The organism is Phyllobacterium sp. P30BS-XVII (assembly GCF_014138335.1).
GTDB lineage: Bacteria > Pseudomonadota > Alphaproteobacteria > Rhizobiales > Rhizobiaceae > Phyllobacterium > Phyllobacterium meliloti.
Genome location: NZ_JACGXO010000008.1, coordinates 38,704 through 54,718 on the forward strand (window position 1 = coordinate 38,704; position 16,015 = coordinate 54,718).

The 16,015-nt window shown below is 52.8% G+C and carries 16 protein-coding genes; 7 read left to right on the forward strand and 9 right to left on the reverse strand.

Annotation, left to right across the window (positions count from 1 at the left end; all coding sequences use genetic code 11):
- Complete coding sequence (locus tag FHW17_RS20110) at positions 1-1,065, reverse strand: hydantoinase/oxoprolinase family protein (RefSeq protein WP_112522374.1); 1,065 nt, start codon at positions 1,063-1,065, stop codon at positions 1-3.
- A gap of 27 nt (positions 1,066-1,092) precedes the next feature.
- Here FHW17_RS20110 and FHW17_RS20115 point away from each other — a divergent pair, with 27 nt between their 5' ends.
- Positions 1,093-1,797 carry a HisA/HisF-related TIM barrel protein gene (locus FHW17_RS20115; protein ID WP_162700393.1) on the forward strand — a complete coding sequence of 235 codons (705 nt, stop codon included), beginning with the start codon at positions 1,093-1,095 and terminating at the stop codon, positions 1,795-1,797.
- A 129-nt stretch (positions 1,798-1,926) separates the two neighbouring features.
- On the opposite strand, the gene fae is transcribed toward FHW17_RS20115, so the two are convergent.
- The 7 genes from fae to FHW17_RS20150 form a co-directional block, all read right to left on the reverse strand.
- Complete coding sequence (fae, locus tag FHW17_RS20120) at positions 1,927-2,433, reverse strand: formaldehyde-activating enzyme (RefSeq protein ID WP_112522376.1); 507 nt, start codon at positions 2,431-2,433, stop codon at positions 1,927-1,929.
- Positions 2,434-2,588: 155 nt separating this feature from the next.
- Positions 2,589-3,452, reverse strand: a complete 864-nt coding sequence (locus FHW17_RS20125) for a triphosphoribosyl-dephospho-CoA synthase (protein WP_182510672.1) — start codon at positions 3,450-3,452, stop codon at positions 2,589-2,591.
- Complete coding sequence (locus tag FHW17_RS20130; RefSeq protein ID WP_182510673.1) at positions 3,449-4,363, reverse strand: RimK family alpha-L-glutamate ligase; 915 nt, start codon at positions 4,361-4,363, stop codon at positions 3,449-3,451. Before FHW17_RS20130 ends, FHW17_RS20125 begins: the two co-directional genes overlap by 4 nt.
- A gap of 8 nt (positions 4,364-4,371) precedes the next feature.
- Positions 4,372-5,325, reverse strand: a complete 954-nt coding sequence (gene mch, locus FHW17_RS20135; protein ID WP_112522198.1) for a methenyltetrahydromethanopterin cyclohydrolase — start codon at positions 5,323-5,325, stop codon at positions 4,372-4,374.
- On the reverse strand, positions 5,322-6,416 hold the full coding sequence (locus FHW17_RS20140; RefSeq protein ID WP_113094625.1) for an ATP-grasp domain-containing protein: 1,095 nt from the start codon (positions 6,414-6,416) through the stop codon (positions 5,322-5,324). The genes mch and FHW17_RS20140 overlap by 4 nt, the downstream gene beginning before the upstream one ends.
- Positions 6,417-6,423: 7 nt before the next feature.
- Positions 6,424-7,320, reverse strand: a complete 897-nt coding sequence (locus tag FHW17_RS20145) for an NAD(P)-dependent methylenetetrahydromethanopterin dehydrogenase (protein WP_182510674.1) — start codon at positions 7,318-7,320, stop codon at positions 6,424-6,426.
- Positions 7,317-8,333: a beta-ribofuranosylaminobenzene 5'-phosphate synthase family protein gene (locus tag FHW17_RS20150; RefSeq protein WP_182510675.1), complete on the reverse strand. Its 1,017-nt coding sequence runs from the start codon at positions 8,331-8,333 to the stop codon at positions 7,317-7,319. Before FHW17_RS20150 ends, FHW17_RS20145 begins: the two co-directional genes overlap by 4 nt.
- Positions 8,334-8,433: 100 nt before the next feature.
- Here FHW17_RS20150 and FHW17_RS20155 point away from each other — a divergent pair, with 100 nt between their 5' ends.
- The 5 genes from FHW17_RS20155 to FHW17_RS20175 all read left to right on the forward strand — a co-directional run bounded on the left by FHW17_RS20155 (position 8,434) and on the right by FHW17_RS20175 (position 13,363).
- A complete protein-coding gene (locus FHW17_RS20155) occupies positions 8,434-8,832 on the forward strand; it encodes a 4a-hydroxytetrahydrobiopterin dehydratase (protein WP_091881659.1) in 399 nt (132 codons plus the stop codon).
- Between the two features lie 82 nt (positions 8,833-8,914).
- A complete protein-coding gene (locus FHW17_RS20160; RefSeq protein WP_182510676.1) occupies positions 8,915-10,012 on the forward strand; it encodes a tungsten formylmethanofuran dehydrogenase in 1,098 nt (365 codons plus the stop codon).
- Positions 10,006-11,640: a formylmethanofuran dehydrogenase subunit A gene (locus tag FHW17_RS20165; RefSeq protein ID WP_182510677.1), complete on the forward strand. Its 1,635-nt coding sequence runs from the start codon at positions 10,006-10,008 to the stop codon at positions 11,638-11,640. The genes FHW17_RS20160 and FHW17_RS20165 overlap by 7 nt, the downstream gene beginning before the upstream one ends.
- The gene (fhcD, locus tag FHW17_RS20170; RefSeq protein WP_182510678.1) at positions 11,628-12,536 is read left to right on the forward strand and encodes a formylmethanofuran--tetrahydromethanopterin N-formyltransferase; all 909 of its coding nucleotides are present in this window, start codon (positions 11,628-11,630) and stop codon (positions 12,534-12,536) included. The genes FHW17_RS20165 and fhcD overlap by 13 nt, the downstream gene beginning before the upstream one ends.
- Entirely contained in the window at positions 12,533-13,363 is an 831-nt protein-coding gene (locus FHW17_RS20175; protein WP_112522205.1) for a formylmethanofuran dehydrogenase subunit C, read from the forward strand. The genes fhcD and FHW17_RS20175 overlap by 4 nt, the downstream gene beginning before the upstream one ends.
- A gap of 71 nt (positions 13,364-13,434) precedes the next feature.
- Here the strand turns inward: FHW17_RS20175 and FHW17_RS20180 are convergent, their stop codons facing one another.
- The gene (locus FHW17_RS20180; RefSeq protein WP_162700395.1) at positions 13,435-15,225 is read right to left on the reverse strand and encodes a hypothetical protein; all 1,791 of its coding nucleotides are present in this window, start codon (positions 15,223-15,225) and stop codon (positions 13,435-13,437) included.
- A gap of 1 nt (position 15,226) precedes the next feature.
- Between FHW17_RS20180 and FHW17_RS20185 the strand changes: the two genes are divergently transcribed.
- The gene (locus FHW17_RS20185) at positions 15,227-15,529 is read left to right on the forward strand and encodes a hypothetical protein (protein ID WP_112522207.1); all 303 of its coding nucleotides are present in this window, start codon (positions 15,227-15,229) and stop codon (positions 15,527-15,529) included.
- Positions 15,530-16,015: the final 486 nt, after the last annotated feature.

The window sequence follows — 16,015 nt, forward strand, 5'->3', positions numbered from 1 at the left end:
TTATCCTGCCAAGGACATTGAAGTGAGCAGTGCGACCGCGGCTGCAGGCGCAGCTTTGCTTGCATCGTCCCGTGCATCTGGTGTTGCTGGTATCAACATGCCGAAATCTAGATAGGGTCGGTCCATACGCCGGGCCAGTTGTTTGATTTGCGGTCTGCCTATACCTGCACCAACAATGGGTGCGGTCTGGTCGGGCGAAAGATGGCGTGCTACCCGGAAAGCTCCATCATGGATCATGCGTATTTGGTGCTCGCTGAACCACCGTGCAATATCGATCCATTCCGCCTCATGCAGGTCGCCACTATCACGCCCCACCATCCTTGCTATCCTTTGAATGGACCCGGCAAGGGTTTTCGGTTGACGGTCGGCAGATGGATATTTGTCATCGGCCTCATCCAACGTTCCGAGAATACGACCCAGATCGGCGGTGTTGGCGAAATATTCGTTCATAAGCGGTGTCATGTGCCCACGCACGGGGACAAGAGCCGCGATACCGATCAGCGCCGAGCGGGCAAACCCCGTATAAACCAGTTCGCCGGTCGACAGCCGCTCCGCATCGGAGTAACCGTCATGGATCAATTCACCGTTCCTGAAGGCAAGTATATCTGTAGTGGTCGATCCCATGTCGATAAACAGGCCGGTCCCCGCCAGTTTCGCGCTCAATGAAGCTGTGGCGTGCCAATTGGCGGACGCGATGTCCCCACCCAGATTGCGTGCCATATCAATATTACAGAAGCCTGCACGGCCAGCATAGATGAGCGTGTTCTTGTCTCCGAATTGCTCTGCGATAAAATCAAGCAGCCCTGCAATTCCTGCGTCGCGTGAGGTGAATGTATCCGAGAGTTCTCCGGTCATCGTGAACACATTGAGATGACCATCTGCCCCCAATGGCGCAATTTCGTGCAGGACCTCGCGCACTTGATCGACACCGAGCCAGAGTGGGGTTTTGAAAATTTTTGCTGAGACGATCTCGCCATTCTGGCATTGCGCCATCTTGAGATGGGCTCCCCCAACGTCCCAGCCGGTAATCAGGGGCTTTCCTTCAGCAGCAAATCGGCGTTTCATGAGCATAACATTCCTTGGATTCTACAAGTGCATATCATTCCGGTACTCGACATAAAAGATGGACTCGTTGTTCGCGCCTATATGGGCGAGCGCGAGACTTATCGTCCTATCGAAACACCCCTTAGCCCCACTGCTGAAGTACTTGATGTGGCCGAAGGTTTGCGCAAACTCTATCCTTTTCCAGCCTTCTATATTGCCGAACTCGACGCAATACAGCGTGGCCCTTCTGACGATACGTTGAATAGGATGAGGCCATTATTCGCCCCAGCCGATGTCTGGCTGGACGCTGGTTTCTCGACCCTTAGCCAGCTGGAACAAGCCTTGAATATGGATGGCCTATCACCTGTGTTGGGTTCAGAGTCTCAATCCGATGCTTCCGTGCTTGAGAAATTAAGCGAAAATCCACGGCTGGTTCTATCCCTGGATTTCAGGGAGGACGAATTTCTCGGGCCGCCGTCTATTCTTGAAAATGCTGATAACTGGCCATCCCGGATCATCGTCATGACGCTAGGCCGTGTCGGCGCCAATTCGGGCCCCGATTTGAAACGATTGACCGAAATCAAGCGCCGTGCCGGCAATCGTGCAGTTATTGCTGCGGGCGGCGTTCGCCATGTCCATGATCTTGAACAACTGGAAGCAATCGGCATCTCAGCAGCACTTGTCGCTACCTCGCTGCACAATGGATCACTGACATCGGAGACAATCTCGTCTCTGATGAAAAACATCGATTGAGGCAGGTTTGAGCAAGGGGATTGCTTGCTTTCCCCTTGCTCAATTCTAGAAGCCCAAACGTTTTGCCAACCGGCGCAACAGACCATCCGGTGCAACAGAGGGCGTACTCTGTGCGAGGTTGTCTCGTGTCTAAGCGCTGAACGGATGCTTTACAGCATCACGCTGAGCTGTTGCTTCGGCAGCAGTCGGCTTGCCCGATACTGCACGTTCGAGAGCCTCCTTGGTTGCTCGATAATTGAAGTCCTGAATCTTCGCGTCGTCCTCAGCCTCCCAATGGATGAAAACACCAACGCAAATAAACAGATCATCGGCTTCATCAGCTGGAATAGTGCCATCGGCTACACTGTCCTGAACCGCTTTGGCCACTGCGTGCTGTGCGGGGCCAAACATCTGGACAGCCTGTTTGGCTCCCTTGATGGTAACCTTGTTAAACAGAATGGTGTTTGGCTTACATGCCAAATTCGGCGCGATTACCGCAAGGAGAGAGGTGAATCCATCCTTGTTATTTGTCAAAGCGTTGCAGAATGCTGTTTCAACTGCACTGCCGCGCGGTCCGATCAACAGATCGATATGCGCAACTTCATTACCATCGCCAACCAGCGATTCGCCAACCATTACCTTGTTGATTTTAGCCACGGCCAAATACCTCCCTAAACCGTTTCCAAGTGGTTTGTCCAAAGACGCCGTACCTCTCGAGACACGACTCTCGATGGACAGCTATCCTTGTTCACAGCACCCTCAGTCCGGGGTCGGTTGGCCAGATAGCAGCGGACAAAATCCGCTGGGGAAATTCAAGCATTTACCTCGCCATTATGCAAGAGCCAGATGAGTTTTGAAGCAAAAAGGCTTGCAACTGTAAGGTCTGCAGAAGTGCCGGGATTGATACTTCTGGCTTTGAGTTGAGCATCGAAAGCAAGGAGTATTTTTTCACGTTCCTTGCCATCATGCAGTTGAATAATCCGGGCAAGGATTTTCTCCGCCGCTAGCCGCGTTTCTTCGGCAATAGTGGCGCCATGCTTGCGCACGATGTGGCTATCCGGAAAATTTGAGAGGAAGTAGAGATAGACGAATATGCTTGGCCACATTGCGTGTTCGTTGCGTCCAACAGCCGAACTATAGGCGGACAGACCACCGGCGAAAACGTCGGAAAAGCCTGTCACATATTGCCGGGCAATCATATCACGGTCTGACGCCGCGCGCATCGCATCCAGAAGCGAGACATCCGGTTCATTGGCAACATCATGTTCCGATGTCGTCCCAAGGCCGCCCGGCTGTGCCAATGTGATTGCTGAAAATACATCCCGCGCATCGGCCATATCGAGCATCTCGAGTGTTTTGGCGAGACCAGATTGCAGACCGGAAGTGCCCTCGGCTGCTGCTTGGGCAAGCGGAACACAGAGAAGAAGTATACCGAGATTTGTATTGGTCCTAACTTGAGATCGGGTAGCCGCTACTGCAGCAAGAATGCGTCCACCAACGGAAAGGGCAGGATCAGTCACTGGACCGGATGAAACCTGTGCGCTGTCGAAAAACTGCTGCGCATTCATGCGATGCCCGTCCGCAAATATGTGCACGTTGCCCGGTTTCAGCGCCTCAATCTCCTGGTAGCAGGCATCGATATAGGAGCGGCGGATCTGTTCACGCGTCAAGGTCAAGCGGCAGGTCTTTCGTCCAGTTCGGTTTCAATTTGCGCAACGAGAGCACCGGCAATGCAGTCGGCAATCCGGACAGGAACAACTGATTGCAATCCGGACCAGGCAGGCATGCTATTGACCTCGAGAACAAGGAGCTTCCCGTCTGCTGCAGGAATGATGTCGATTCCAGCAAAATCGGTGCCAATTGCGGCGGAAGCTGCAAGCGCAAGCTCTTCAAGTTTATTCCGCAATGGCCCAATGATGGGCTCCGCCTTTGCGCCCTTGGCAATATTGGTGATCCATCCTTCGGCGCGCCGTGCCATCATACCTAGGACCTCACCCGCACAGGTGAAGACCCGATAATCGCAGTAGGGCGGGCCTGGCCTGGCCACAAAGCGCTGCAGATAATAAACGTTATCCATTTCTTCCGGCTCGGGCAAATCCGCGACGCTGCGGACCAACCTGATGCCGCGGCCTTGTGACCCGAACAGGGGTTTGAGCACCAATGGCCCGTGCGCGAGTTCCCGCTCCGCGATCATTCTGGCGTTTGCAAGGCTTTCAACGGCAAAGGTTTCTGGCGTGGGCAACCCGGCTTGCGCGAGGAAGAACGTCGTCGTGGACTTGTCGACACAGCGTTCGATTGCCTTGGCGGAATTCCATACCGGAACGCCGAGATGGGCAAAGGCATGCAGAATCCCGAGGCGACGGGTGATTGCTTCGAATGTGCCCGAAGAGATTGACCGCACGATAACGGCAGCGGGCAAAGTACCGTTCATGCGGGGAATGGCTATGCCGGAAGGATAGCGTGTATCGAAACCGATGTCGGCTAATGGTAATGTCTGAACATTAAGCCCATGGGTTTTTAGCGCGGCACGAAGCTGTTTCACCTGGCTATCGGGTCGGTCGGAAAGGATCAATATGGTTTCTGTCATTTTGTCTTTCAACCCAGAGATTGTTCGAGCATTGCTTCGTGGACTCCGCCGTTGCGAAAGGTATCACCTGTCTCAATGGCTGTAACGATTACTTCCGCGGGGCTGAACAGGTGTGGGTCAATGGCATAGAAGTCTCCTTTGAATTTCTTGAATATATCGGCGAAAGGCTGGCCATGATCGCGTGATGTATGGCTGGGAAGCTGTTCAGCCAGCTTGCGAGCCGCTGCCGAACTGCCGCGTACGAAAAGTTGAACCGTACCGCCATAGATGATCGCATCATTGGTTCTGCCCATGGCTTTGAGAAAATCCGGGTGCGGGGCAGGGATTGGAGCGCGTCCGGCACCATCCACAATGTTACCCAGTGGAAATTTTAGATCATGCGCCTTGTGCATTGCGACCTCAAGCACACGTCCGACAATCTGTACTGCCCCCGTCAGACTCTGCGTCGGCGCATAAATGAACGTCAGCTTCTCAGGGGTGAAACCCGTCGCCTTGGACACTTTTTCAACAATGGCTTGAGGCGGCGGTGTCGCAGTTTCAAGAATGACGACAGCAGATTCTGCGTCGGGTTCGCGGTAGAGGATTTCATCAAACAATGGTTCCACCCGTGCCAGTGTGCGTGCTGGTCCCGATCCCATGGCGAAGTATTTCTCATGCGAGAGATTCCAGCCGGCATATTGACTGGCAAGACAGGCCAGAACCGGCTGGGAGGAACGCACATTTACAACAAAAGGCCATTTGCCTAGGCCGAGTGTAGCGGAGGCCGTGCCGAGCCCGCCCATACAGATTTCAATAATACGAAGCCCGGCGTCCACACCGCCCTGACAATTAGCGCCCGCGTCGATGACGTGTTCGCCTATGCTGCCGCGGCTATAGTTGATACCAAGCCTGCTCGCATCCTCAATCATCTTGTCGGCCAGGCGTTGAGCGCTTCGGTTGAGATAGGCATGACCGTCTCTCATGAAAACTCCTCCCTCCAGTTAACCGCGAGTTTTTCGACGCGGCTCTTCACGGCTTTCATCGCTGCTGAGGCGGAGGGAGCCGTGGCGAATACAGTACAGACAGGATCGCCTGCCTGCAGCGCGGTGCCTGCCCTTTGATGATCTGCGGTCATCGTCGGCCAAATAATTTCGGGAAAGGCGCTGATGGCTTTGGCGGTATAGGCGATTGCCGAAGCAGTTGAGCCCTTATAGCTGGGTATGGAGATGCCATACCCTGTCAGGGCCTGTAAATGTTGGCGTAAAAGAGGTGCTTCTTCAGTATCGAAAATATCCAGCGTCGCACCTGGCCGCGGGTTGATTTCGATCAGATAGAGATCAGTGTCACCAACAATAAAGTCAGCACTGCACAAACCGACCAGATTGGTGCGACGGGTTAAAGCTGTCAGCCAGTCCTCTATATCTTTCGCTTTTTTCTTGTTGAAGCGGCGTAGCCGTACCGCGCCGCCATAGCGGTAGGGGCTGATCTTTGACGGAGCAGACCACTGTTGACTGAACCCGATAATATGGGCTTTCTCCCGGTCGGCAAGAAACAGCGCCGATAAATTTCGGCCAGAGATAAAGCGCTGAAAATAGTGCTTCAGGCCCGTAGTTCCACCGTTTAGAGGCTTTACGTGCGAGCCACCTGCGCCTCCAGCCAATTTACTCAGCCAACCCTTAGGATTGTTTGGAGGATCAAACTGTATTTCAGGATGTCTTATGCCAAACTCACTACATAGCTGTGCCAGATATGCTGGATCTTTGATGAGCCGAACTGTCTCGGTGTTGTTTCCAGCGACCGTGAACTTTTGCGAGAGTGCCTCTATCATTTCCGGATTACGCTCGAAACCGGAGCCGTAAATGACAGCAATCGGTTTGTCGTCATCGGCAAGGTCCTGAAGTGTTTCAACCAGATATTGTTCGTTGATACCCTCTTGCAGACTGCCCGAAAGTTTCACGGCACGCTCCGCCAGTGCGAGCGTGTCTGCGTCGTTGAAAAGATCCGCAACCAGTGGCCGAAAGCCTGCACGGCGCGCAGCCGCAGCTAGCGAGCGTCCTGAAACTGCGGCGATCAAGACCGCGTTATTTAACGAGTTCGCGAGCAAGGGCAAATGCGTCCCGAAAATCAAAGATGACTGGCTTTTTGGCTCTGATCATCTGTTCAAACAAACCGGCTTGAGTCTTGTATTTGACATTACCGATGGAAAGCGGGCCAATGCCGACAGCCTCTGTCGCATCGAGTGGCTCACCGTTGGCATTGACTTTCAATCCCTCAATACCGGCTGGTGGAACAGCGTTGACATCAGCGGCGACGAGAAGCTTGTCGGCTTTACCCAATTGTGCCGTCGATAAGACCTGCACACCCGCTTTTGCTGCCGCCAGCACCACTTCCGTGTTCTGAAGAATGGCGGACTTTTTCTCCTCATTTGACCCGTCAGCGGGCTCAACGGAAAGATTGAATCTTTGCCTGATTGAGGTTGCAACGGTCTTCACCCGTTCAATGCCATCGTGACCGACAATCGTCACATTTGCGCCCTGTTGCGCGGTAATCACCGCTGTGCAATAGCCGACGACGCCAGTAGCGCCAAAGATCACTACACTGGCACCCTCCAGCTTGCGATCGTGATGTTTCAACAATGCTTTTTCTACCTTGGCAACCATGGCAGCGGCGGTTGTAAAGGACCCGGCAGGGTCCGCAAAGACCGAGATTTCAAAGGGCGGAACCATAGCATTCTTTGCAGCGTCGAGCATGTCGAGCGCGATTGGGGCATCCTTTCCGGCAATGAAAATGCCGGTTGCCACACCCGCATCCGGCGGTCGTGAGAATATGGCGTCCTGAACAAGATTGCCCACGTCTGAAAGAGCGACATCGGTGTATGGCACAACCGCGTCGTAACCGGCATCAAGTGCCATGTTGACATCAAATGGGCTCATTTGCCGAAGCGGGGTTAGCATATGCAGGATCATTTTGCGGCTCATAATATCCGCTCCTTTTTGATGAAGGCACCCATGGTACAAGCTCTGGCAAGATTCAACGCGGCATGCGTAATATCCGCCCCGGCATTGCGGCCCGCAACAATCTGGATGGCGGTGCCGTAAGCATCCTGGTCTATCCTATCGACAATCCGCTCGGCATCCATTTGTGACGCTGCAAAAGCAAAGCCGGTGGGTCCCCACGAACTCTGGCCAATACCAACGGCACCAGCCCGGACAAGTTGATTGATAGTGGCTTCAACCCGCTTACTGGTGAAAATACCGCCCTGTGCCGGTGCAAAATAGTTGCCGATCTCGGTCTGGATGGCGGCGATTGCCTGCCCAAACAGCGGTAGGTTGTTTTCGATGAGTCCCGGCATAATACCCATCAAAACATGACGATTGATCGCGGCCGATGTTGCCAACGGGAATGGGGGCAATGCTTTGAAAGCTTCGATCTCGGCATCACCATGAATGCCTTGTGTGGATGTATCGAAGACAAGGATGATGCGCCAGTCCTCGGGAAAGGGTATCCGTGCGACAATCGTGGGTGCTGCACTGTTTGGCCCCTTACCGGCATCAACAATGACACCGCCCTTTTCAAACGCTGCTATGCCTATGCCGGAGCGTGTCCCGCGTCCGAGCAAGGACGCGTCATTGACGATATCAAGCGGCAGGGAGTGCAGAGAGCGGAGAGCTGCTGCAATGGCGAGGGCAATCTGGGTGCCGGAGCCGAGGCCGATATGTTGCGGGATGGTTTGATGAACGACAACCCTATGTTGTGCCTTGATACCAAGGTGATGGGAGAGCGTTGCAACATGCTGCGCGACGCGTTCCTGTTCATCTCCTTCCACATGAGCCTTCGCAGCACGGGAGATCGTGAGGACGGTTGCAATATCCTGTATAGGCAGGCCAACACTGCCGAACCGGTCATGACCAGGTTCAGGGACGTGGCGTGGTATATCAAGGAAGCCAAGGTGAAGACGGGCCGGGACTTCAATAGTGACGGATTCCGACATTTGCTTAATTTACACAATCTCGAAAATCGGGCCCTGCAGTATGATATCGTCTTTCGAGCGAGGTGCAAGCACCATACGCAAAGAAGTGGAGGATTGGTGAATGGCTGAGGAATCAAAGGGGACGAAGCCTACGGAAAAAGTTTATTCCGAAAGCGAAGTGATCGCAAAACTCAAGAAAGATTTGCCCCAGTGGCGATACGAGAACGGCTGGATTCGCCGGAAATACAAGACACACAGCTGGAAAGCGACCCTCATGGTTATCAACACTGTTGGGCATCTCGCCGAAGCCGCCTGGCATCATCCGGATCTCAAAGCGTCCTATGCGTGGGTTGAGGTCTTGCTGATGAACCATGCGGCAAAAGGCATCACGGACAAGGACTTCGAGCTTGCGGCAAAGATCGAGAGTGTTGTTCAGTGGCAGCCCGGTGAAGAGGCGGGATCGCTTGAAGGGACACCGCAAACGGATCAGCGCTTTGCCTATATCAAGTACGACAGTTGACCTTGTAAATTTTGCATCTCGATAGGGTTCACATTCGAGAAAAAATGGCTAAGCTCAAATTGGCACCAGAAAGTTGCGGAATATGTCGGTTGCATGGATTGGCAGCCAGCCGGTATCTTTAACGGATGCAATTCAGAATGCTGTGAAGCTTCTGGCATCAAGCCGCTGTCCGGTTTTCTCCTTGGATACGGATGTGCATGGTACGCGCAGTGCCATAGCTCTGGCGACGATATTGGGCGGTGCTTATGATCACACGATGGGTCGGTTGCTTGCCAATGAAATTGCGCTGATTACAGATCATGGCGGCATGTTCACGACACCGGGTGAGGTGCGCCGCCGTTCCAGCCTGATCGTTCTTGTCGGCGAAATTCCCGTCTTCCATCACGCTCTGCTGCAAACATGGGCGAGCTCGAAACCCGACCTTGGAGACAAGCACAGCCGTCATTGGTTCCATGTTGCCGGTGCGGAAACAAATTCATTAGTCAGCAAATTGCTGCGCCCAATGAAGGCCGTGCCAGTTGGTGGCGAGAATTTATCGCTGAATGCAGCATTGGCGGTTCTCCGCGCGCAATTGCAAAACCGCCAGACAGTATCAACATTGAGCAATATCGACCGGTTGAAAAGCGCGCTTACTGCAGCGCAGTTTCCGGTATTTGTTTTTTCCGGCGGTTCGGTTGAAACAGCTGGTCTCGTTATGTTGCAGGATTTGATCGCCGATTTGAACAAAAAAGGGCGCGCCAGCAGCCTGTTTCTACCGGCAGATGATGATGCATGGGGTTCCGCTCTCACCTCGCTTTGGATGACCGGATTTCCACCCCGAACAGGATTTATCAATAGCCTCCCAAGCTATGACCCGGTGCGTTGGGATGTTCAACGCATGCTCCGCGAGAAGGAAGCGGACCTGCATGTCTGGGTGTCTACACGTGAGGGCGAAACGTCCCCCAAAGGGGGAAAGGCCAGATTGATTTCCCTGTCCCGAACCGACGCCCCAACCGCTGGCGCTATGATAACGATTGCTGTCGGTAAAGCCGGGATTGATCACGATGGCGTTGCCTATTCGAGCCGGATTGGCACGTTCGGATTTGTACAAGCGATAGCGCCATCGCATTTGCCAAGCGTTTCGAACATCATACGTCAACTGGCCGAGGCATTGCCCGGAAAAAAGGAGTTCGCATGCTGATCCGTTTGTCAGGCGGCGAAGTCATCGATCCCGTTAATGGCAAAACCAGCCAGCGCGACGTGTGGATCAGAGATGGCGTATTGATCGACATACCAGAGGATGAAACAGCCGATCAGACCCATAATGTTTCGGGTTGCATCGTCATGGCCGGCGCTATTGATATTCATTCTCACATCGGTGGCGGCAATGTGAATACCGCACGTTTGCTTTTGCCGGAATATCATGCGGCGCACCAGCCGCGACCAGCCAACACGCCCTTATCCAATGCCGGTTGGTCTACGTACCAGACCGGTTGTCTTTATGCGCAAATGGGATTCACGACAGTGGTGGAACCTGCAATGGCGCCTTACGCCGCCCTGCACACGCATCTGGAACTGGCTGACATACCAATCATCGACAAGGCGACACTGGCCATTCTTGGCAATGATGATTTCACGCTGTCCTTGCTGCGCGACGGCAAGTCTTCGGCAATGATCGATGATTACGTGGCATGGGTCGTGGGTTCGACGCGTGCGCTTGGTGTCAAAGTCATCAATGCGGGCGCCGCTGCGGCATTCAAAGAAAATGTCCGATCCTTTTCGCTGGATGATGTGGTGCCGGAATATGGCGTCAGCTCGCGCAAGATAGTGAAATCGATGCAGGCATCTGTTACCCGGCTGGGTATTCCCCATCCGCTGCATGTTCATGCCAATAATCTTGGCATTGCTGGCAGCTCCAATACGGCTGCGGCCACCATCGCCGCAACCGAAGGGGTACCGCTGCATCTGGCCCATCTTCAATTCTATGGTTACGGCACCGAAGGGAAACGAAGATTCTCGTCTGAAGCGGCGCGACTGGCTGAAGCCGTTAACAGCAATCCCGATGTCACGATAGACATCGGTCAGGTCATGTTTGGTCAGACAGTAACGATTTCCTCTGACGTGATGCGCCAATTCGCAGCCCTCGGCAATGCCAGTCCGAAAAAAACAGTGATTTTTGACGGCGACGGCAATGGTGGTGGTGGAATTGTGCCCTACCGTTACAAGCAGGATTACTATGGTTCGATACAATGGGCTGTCGGGCTTGAGCTTTTCCTGCTCGTTACCGATCCATGGCGCGTGTTCTTCACCACCGATCATCCCAATGGTGCGCCGTTTACGGCCTATCCTGAATTGTTTGAGCTTTTGATGAGCAGTGCTGCCCGGGATGCAAAATGCACGGAACTGAATGCATCCGCACTGGAGCTTACGACACTCGCGTCCATTCGCCGTGAATACAATCTGGAAGAGATTGCGATTATGACCCGCGCCGCGCCCGCAAAACTGCTTGGTCTCAAGGACCGCGGTCATCTTGGGGCAGGGGCAATTGCTGATGTCGCGGTATACCGTAAGGGCAAGGATATCGCGAAGATGTTCCGCGAGGCGGCACTGGTTTTCAAGAATGGCGATCTGGTGGTCAAAAACGGCAAGGTAACGCAATACCGCTGGGGCAAAACGCTCAGGCTTAATCCGCCACCGGATAAGGCAATGGCCAAGCGTATGAACGCTTATCACGAAGAGCGCTATGGCCTGTCACTCGGCTGGTTTACCTTCCCAGACTCGGCGATCCAACGCGATGAGCCGTTTGCGGAGGTATCATGCAACAGCTAAGCCGCAATGGTATCCTCATCGATGACACTTTTGCTGAAGCTTTCGGTATGCGTGCGACAGCAATCGTCATCACCGCGCCCACGCTGAAATGGGCCCGTCAGGCGGCCATTACCATGACGGGCTATGCAACATCGGTTATAGGTTGCGGCTGCGAAGCAGCGATCGATGTTGATTTACCAGCTTCAAAGACACCGGATGGGCGTCCGGGATGCCGCGTCATGATTTTTGCCATGGGTACGGATGACCTACAGAAGCAATTGAAGAGTCGGCTCGGCCAATGCGTGCTGACGTCGCCTGGCAGTGCCTGTTTCGCTGGTCTTGAAGGAACGGCACCGCTCGATCTCGGCAATTCACTGCGCTACTTTGGTGATGGCTGGCAAATATCAAAGAAATTTGGTGGAAAGCACTATTGGCGCGTACCTGTCATGGATGGTGAATTCCTTTGCGAAGCTACAACGGGGTTGACCAAACTGGCCGTTGGCGGCGGTAACCTTCTGTTTCTTGCGGCTGACAACACCAAAGCCTTGAACGCAGCCGAACGAGCTGTTGCTGCCATCGAAAAAATACCGGGCGCGATCATGCCATTTCCAGGTGGCATCGTTCGCTCAGGTTCGAAAGTTGGTGGAAAGTATAAGGGAATGATGGCCTCGACGAATGATGCTTTCGCGCCGACATTGCGCGGAGTCGTTGACACGGCCTTGACGCCTGACATCAACGCGGTGCTCGAAATCGTTATCGATGGTGAAACCAGTGATGCAGTTTCCGCCGCTATGCGGGCAGGATTGAAGGCTGTTATCGATTTGGGTCCCAAGAAAGGTGCGTTACGGATAAGCGCCGGCAATTATGGCGGCAAGCTCGGCAAATTTCATTATCATCTCAAGGATTTGCTGCCATGAAAGCGTTGACGTTCACACTGATTGAGCAACCTGAAGAGCGTTTGGATTTATCCGGATTAACGCCCGTCGCACTGGCCGGATTATCGGAGACTCAAGTCACCAGGCTGCATATTGGAACGAGCCGCAATCCAGCCTTCGTTGGTGATGTGTTCAAGGTCGCTGGCAAAGATGTAAACAACATTATTTTCGAAGGCGGCAGCCGGCGTTTCGATAAGGTCGGAGCAGGATTGAACTCCGGATCAATGCGTATCATCGGTGACGTTGGTGATCAGGCTGGCAGGCGAATATCCGGTGGATCATTGTATATTGAAGGCAGCGCCGGTGACCACGCGGGATCATGTATGACTGGCGGACGGCTGGAGATCAAAGGGAATGCCGGAAACTATCTGGGTGGACCACTGGCAGGTGAAACCACCGGCATGGAAGGCGGCATATTGATTGTTCGCGGCAGGGCCGGAGATTATACGGGAGATCGTCTGCGTCGTGGTGTTATTGCCGTACTGAAGGGTTGTGGCGATTATGCCGGGTATCGCATGATTGCCGGAACCATTGTGGTCTGCGGTCGTACCGGTGCTATGCCGGGTTATTTGATGAAACGCGGCTCGCTGCTGTTTGATCGGCGGCCCGAAAATCCGTCGCCGACTTTTGTGCCATGTGGCAAACCGGATATTGCCTTTGCCAGTCTGTTCGATCGTTTTCTTATGGATGAGAAAATTATGAACAAGCCGCTGCTCGGCTCGAAGCCGGGAAAGTATGGCGGCGATAACGCCGTATCAGGTAAAGGTGAAATACTGTTTCGGCAACGCGATCACTTACGCAGCGAGTGACGATAGCGCGGGGCCTCGTTCCACTGAAGGCACCGCAGATCAGATAGTGCGCGGGTTTGCAAATCAGCCCTTTATTGGGTGGGTGGCTTGATGATGACGATTACTTCGACAGTGGCGTCAGGAAGCAAGCTGGCAAAAGATTCGGATTGCTCCTGTGTACTGGAGCCATCCGTCAATTGGATTTTTCCGGTGGCGTTTTCGTCTTTCAGCACCATTGAACCCATCACCTGAGAATTAACACGCAGTTCGATAGCGCGACCGACTGCTTGCCTTGTAAAATCCCTGTAAAGCGCGGCACTTTGTGGACTGAGAACGATATCCACCGCCACGCCACCGGAACCGAGTTTTGAGGCTGTTGCATTTTCCACCTGAAGTGGAAGCGCCTCTGGTATCGCTTGCACCTCAATATGAGCGTCAGGCGATAATAAGTGACGCGCCATGGCATCCAGCTTGTCTTTATCATCACCCGAAATCTGTACTCTCCCGTCCACGATAGGTGACATCACCACCGGCTCCGAAATTGTCTCGCCTTCAACCCGCAATTGCGTTTTCTGTCCAATTGCAGCTTTTGTGAAAGCGCCAAACAAAGCGCTACTCTCCGGTTGAAGGATGATTTTCAGCTCATATCCATAAGAGATCGGTGATTTCATTACCGTCGCGCTCGATATTTTGAGTGCCACCGGCTCGGAATACTTTACTTTCTCTGGAAGAGTTGTCGGCAGTGTTTTATTGGGTTTTGCGGGCGCGGTTGCGCTACCGAGCAGTTGTTCAACACCCGCCTGCTTTCCTTGAGTGTCTTTATCATTGCTTTTCGGCTCATTGAGCATTTGTTCAAGATTGGTAGGGTTTTGCCAATTTGGTGGTACCGGCTGCATCGCACCAGATACCGGATTACGGCTTTCGGCAGCCAAGTCTGAGGATATGCCATCTTCACGTTTGACATGCGTTACAGTGGTGGTTTTGAGACCACCGAGCTGAGTAGTCAGCGTTTCAGTCACCTCTGTTGTGGAACCATCAACCAACGAAACCACGGAACGACCGAGGCGCCGACTGCTGGCGCTTTTGACGATGGCTAGTTGATCAGTGGTCAGTTTTGCTGCACGCTCTTTTGATGCTGCAAACATAGCATCAATTCCCGGCTGAGATGCCTTTGTCAGTGCTTCCTTATCGAATATTTCGTCCCACGTGATAACAGCCGTCTGGGTTGAGTGATCGACACTTTCTAGCAACGACGTTGTGACAATATTGACGGCGGTTCCATTGATGTCGTCGTCGCGCGATGCCTGCCACTGATCCCCCACCTTGAGCGACGCGCTCTTGTACCACTGGCCACGTGCCAAAAGCCTAGCCTCTGGCACGAGAATATCAGTCAGAAGCGAGGGATTATTATCCAGTTTTTTCATAAGACTTGATAGTGCGGACCCTTCAGGCACTGGCCCATTGCCAAAAAAACTTGCGATTTTGTCCTGCATATTCTGCCGAATCGAATCGAACCCGATCAACGAAAACGGGAAGCCATTTAAATCTGTCTCAAATTCCAGTTGCCTAACACCGTAAAGGTCCAGCGTGGTCTTGTATTGTGAATTGAGATCGTAATTTCCCGCTGCCTTTGCAGGGACATCGGAACTCAATGACCAACGCACGCGTATCGCTTGCTCATCCTTGGATACAACCATCATTTGCTGGAGAAAGTCACCACGCATGGTGATGCTTGGCTTTTCCAGCCAGATAGACATATCCGTTTCAATGCTCTGTTCTGTTCGGAATGTGCTAATGGCACCAATAGTTGGCGTATAGGCAGGAATGGTGACAACTTCTTGAGCCATGGCAGAATGAGTCGCCAGGCCGAGAAGTAAACTCAAAATGATCCTCGCTGTACCGCGCGACCCGTTATACATCTTCGTGGTTTCCTTTTTACGCGGCGGCAGGAAAACTGAGCATCTTCAGCTTTGCATTATCGCTACGATATCGATCAATACTGGCTTTGTGCAATTGGCATTGAGCAGTCTGGTCGAAATGGCGACGTTGAACATAGGAACTCCCATGTTTGCCGGAATTTCTATGCAAAAAGATGGGCTATCGGTTGCGACGGAACGGAGGCATTTAGCTTGGGATATCTGGTCTGAAAAGAATAACGGGCCAATGGGTATCTGGGGGAGGAGATAGAAAAGCGTCCCATAAAGGTTTCATTGCAAATCTCGTGAGTCAGCACGAAGTGCAAAATGTCGCAATTCTTTCCAGAAAATGAACAGACTCGTCGTTGTTGAGAAGGTTGTGTAGAAATTCCGGGCCACGTGTTATTTCGGCAACACGCCCATCGGCAATACAAAGGTATTTTCAAAGTTATTTATGTTCAACATGCCCGCAACAAAATAAAATCGGATATCGGGTACAAATAGTTGATTTAATTGGATTATATTCAAATCGTACAGAAATGTAACAGACAAGAGTCTCTTGCACCTAGAGCTGTATCCAGGTGAATAGCTCAGGATTATTATTTTAAACGCTAATCTAGAACTTCTGAATGCTGTTGGAAAAGCCAGATTTGTGTGTTGACCCCAACTTCTAGGGTGCACTAATACCAAAGTAGCAGTCATCTGATTTGCACAGTGTGGGGCTGGGGGGTTTTCGGTTTTTGTGTTTTGTTGCGCT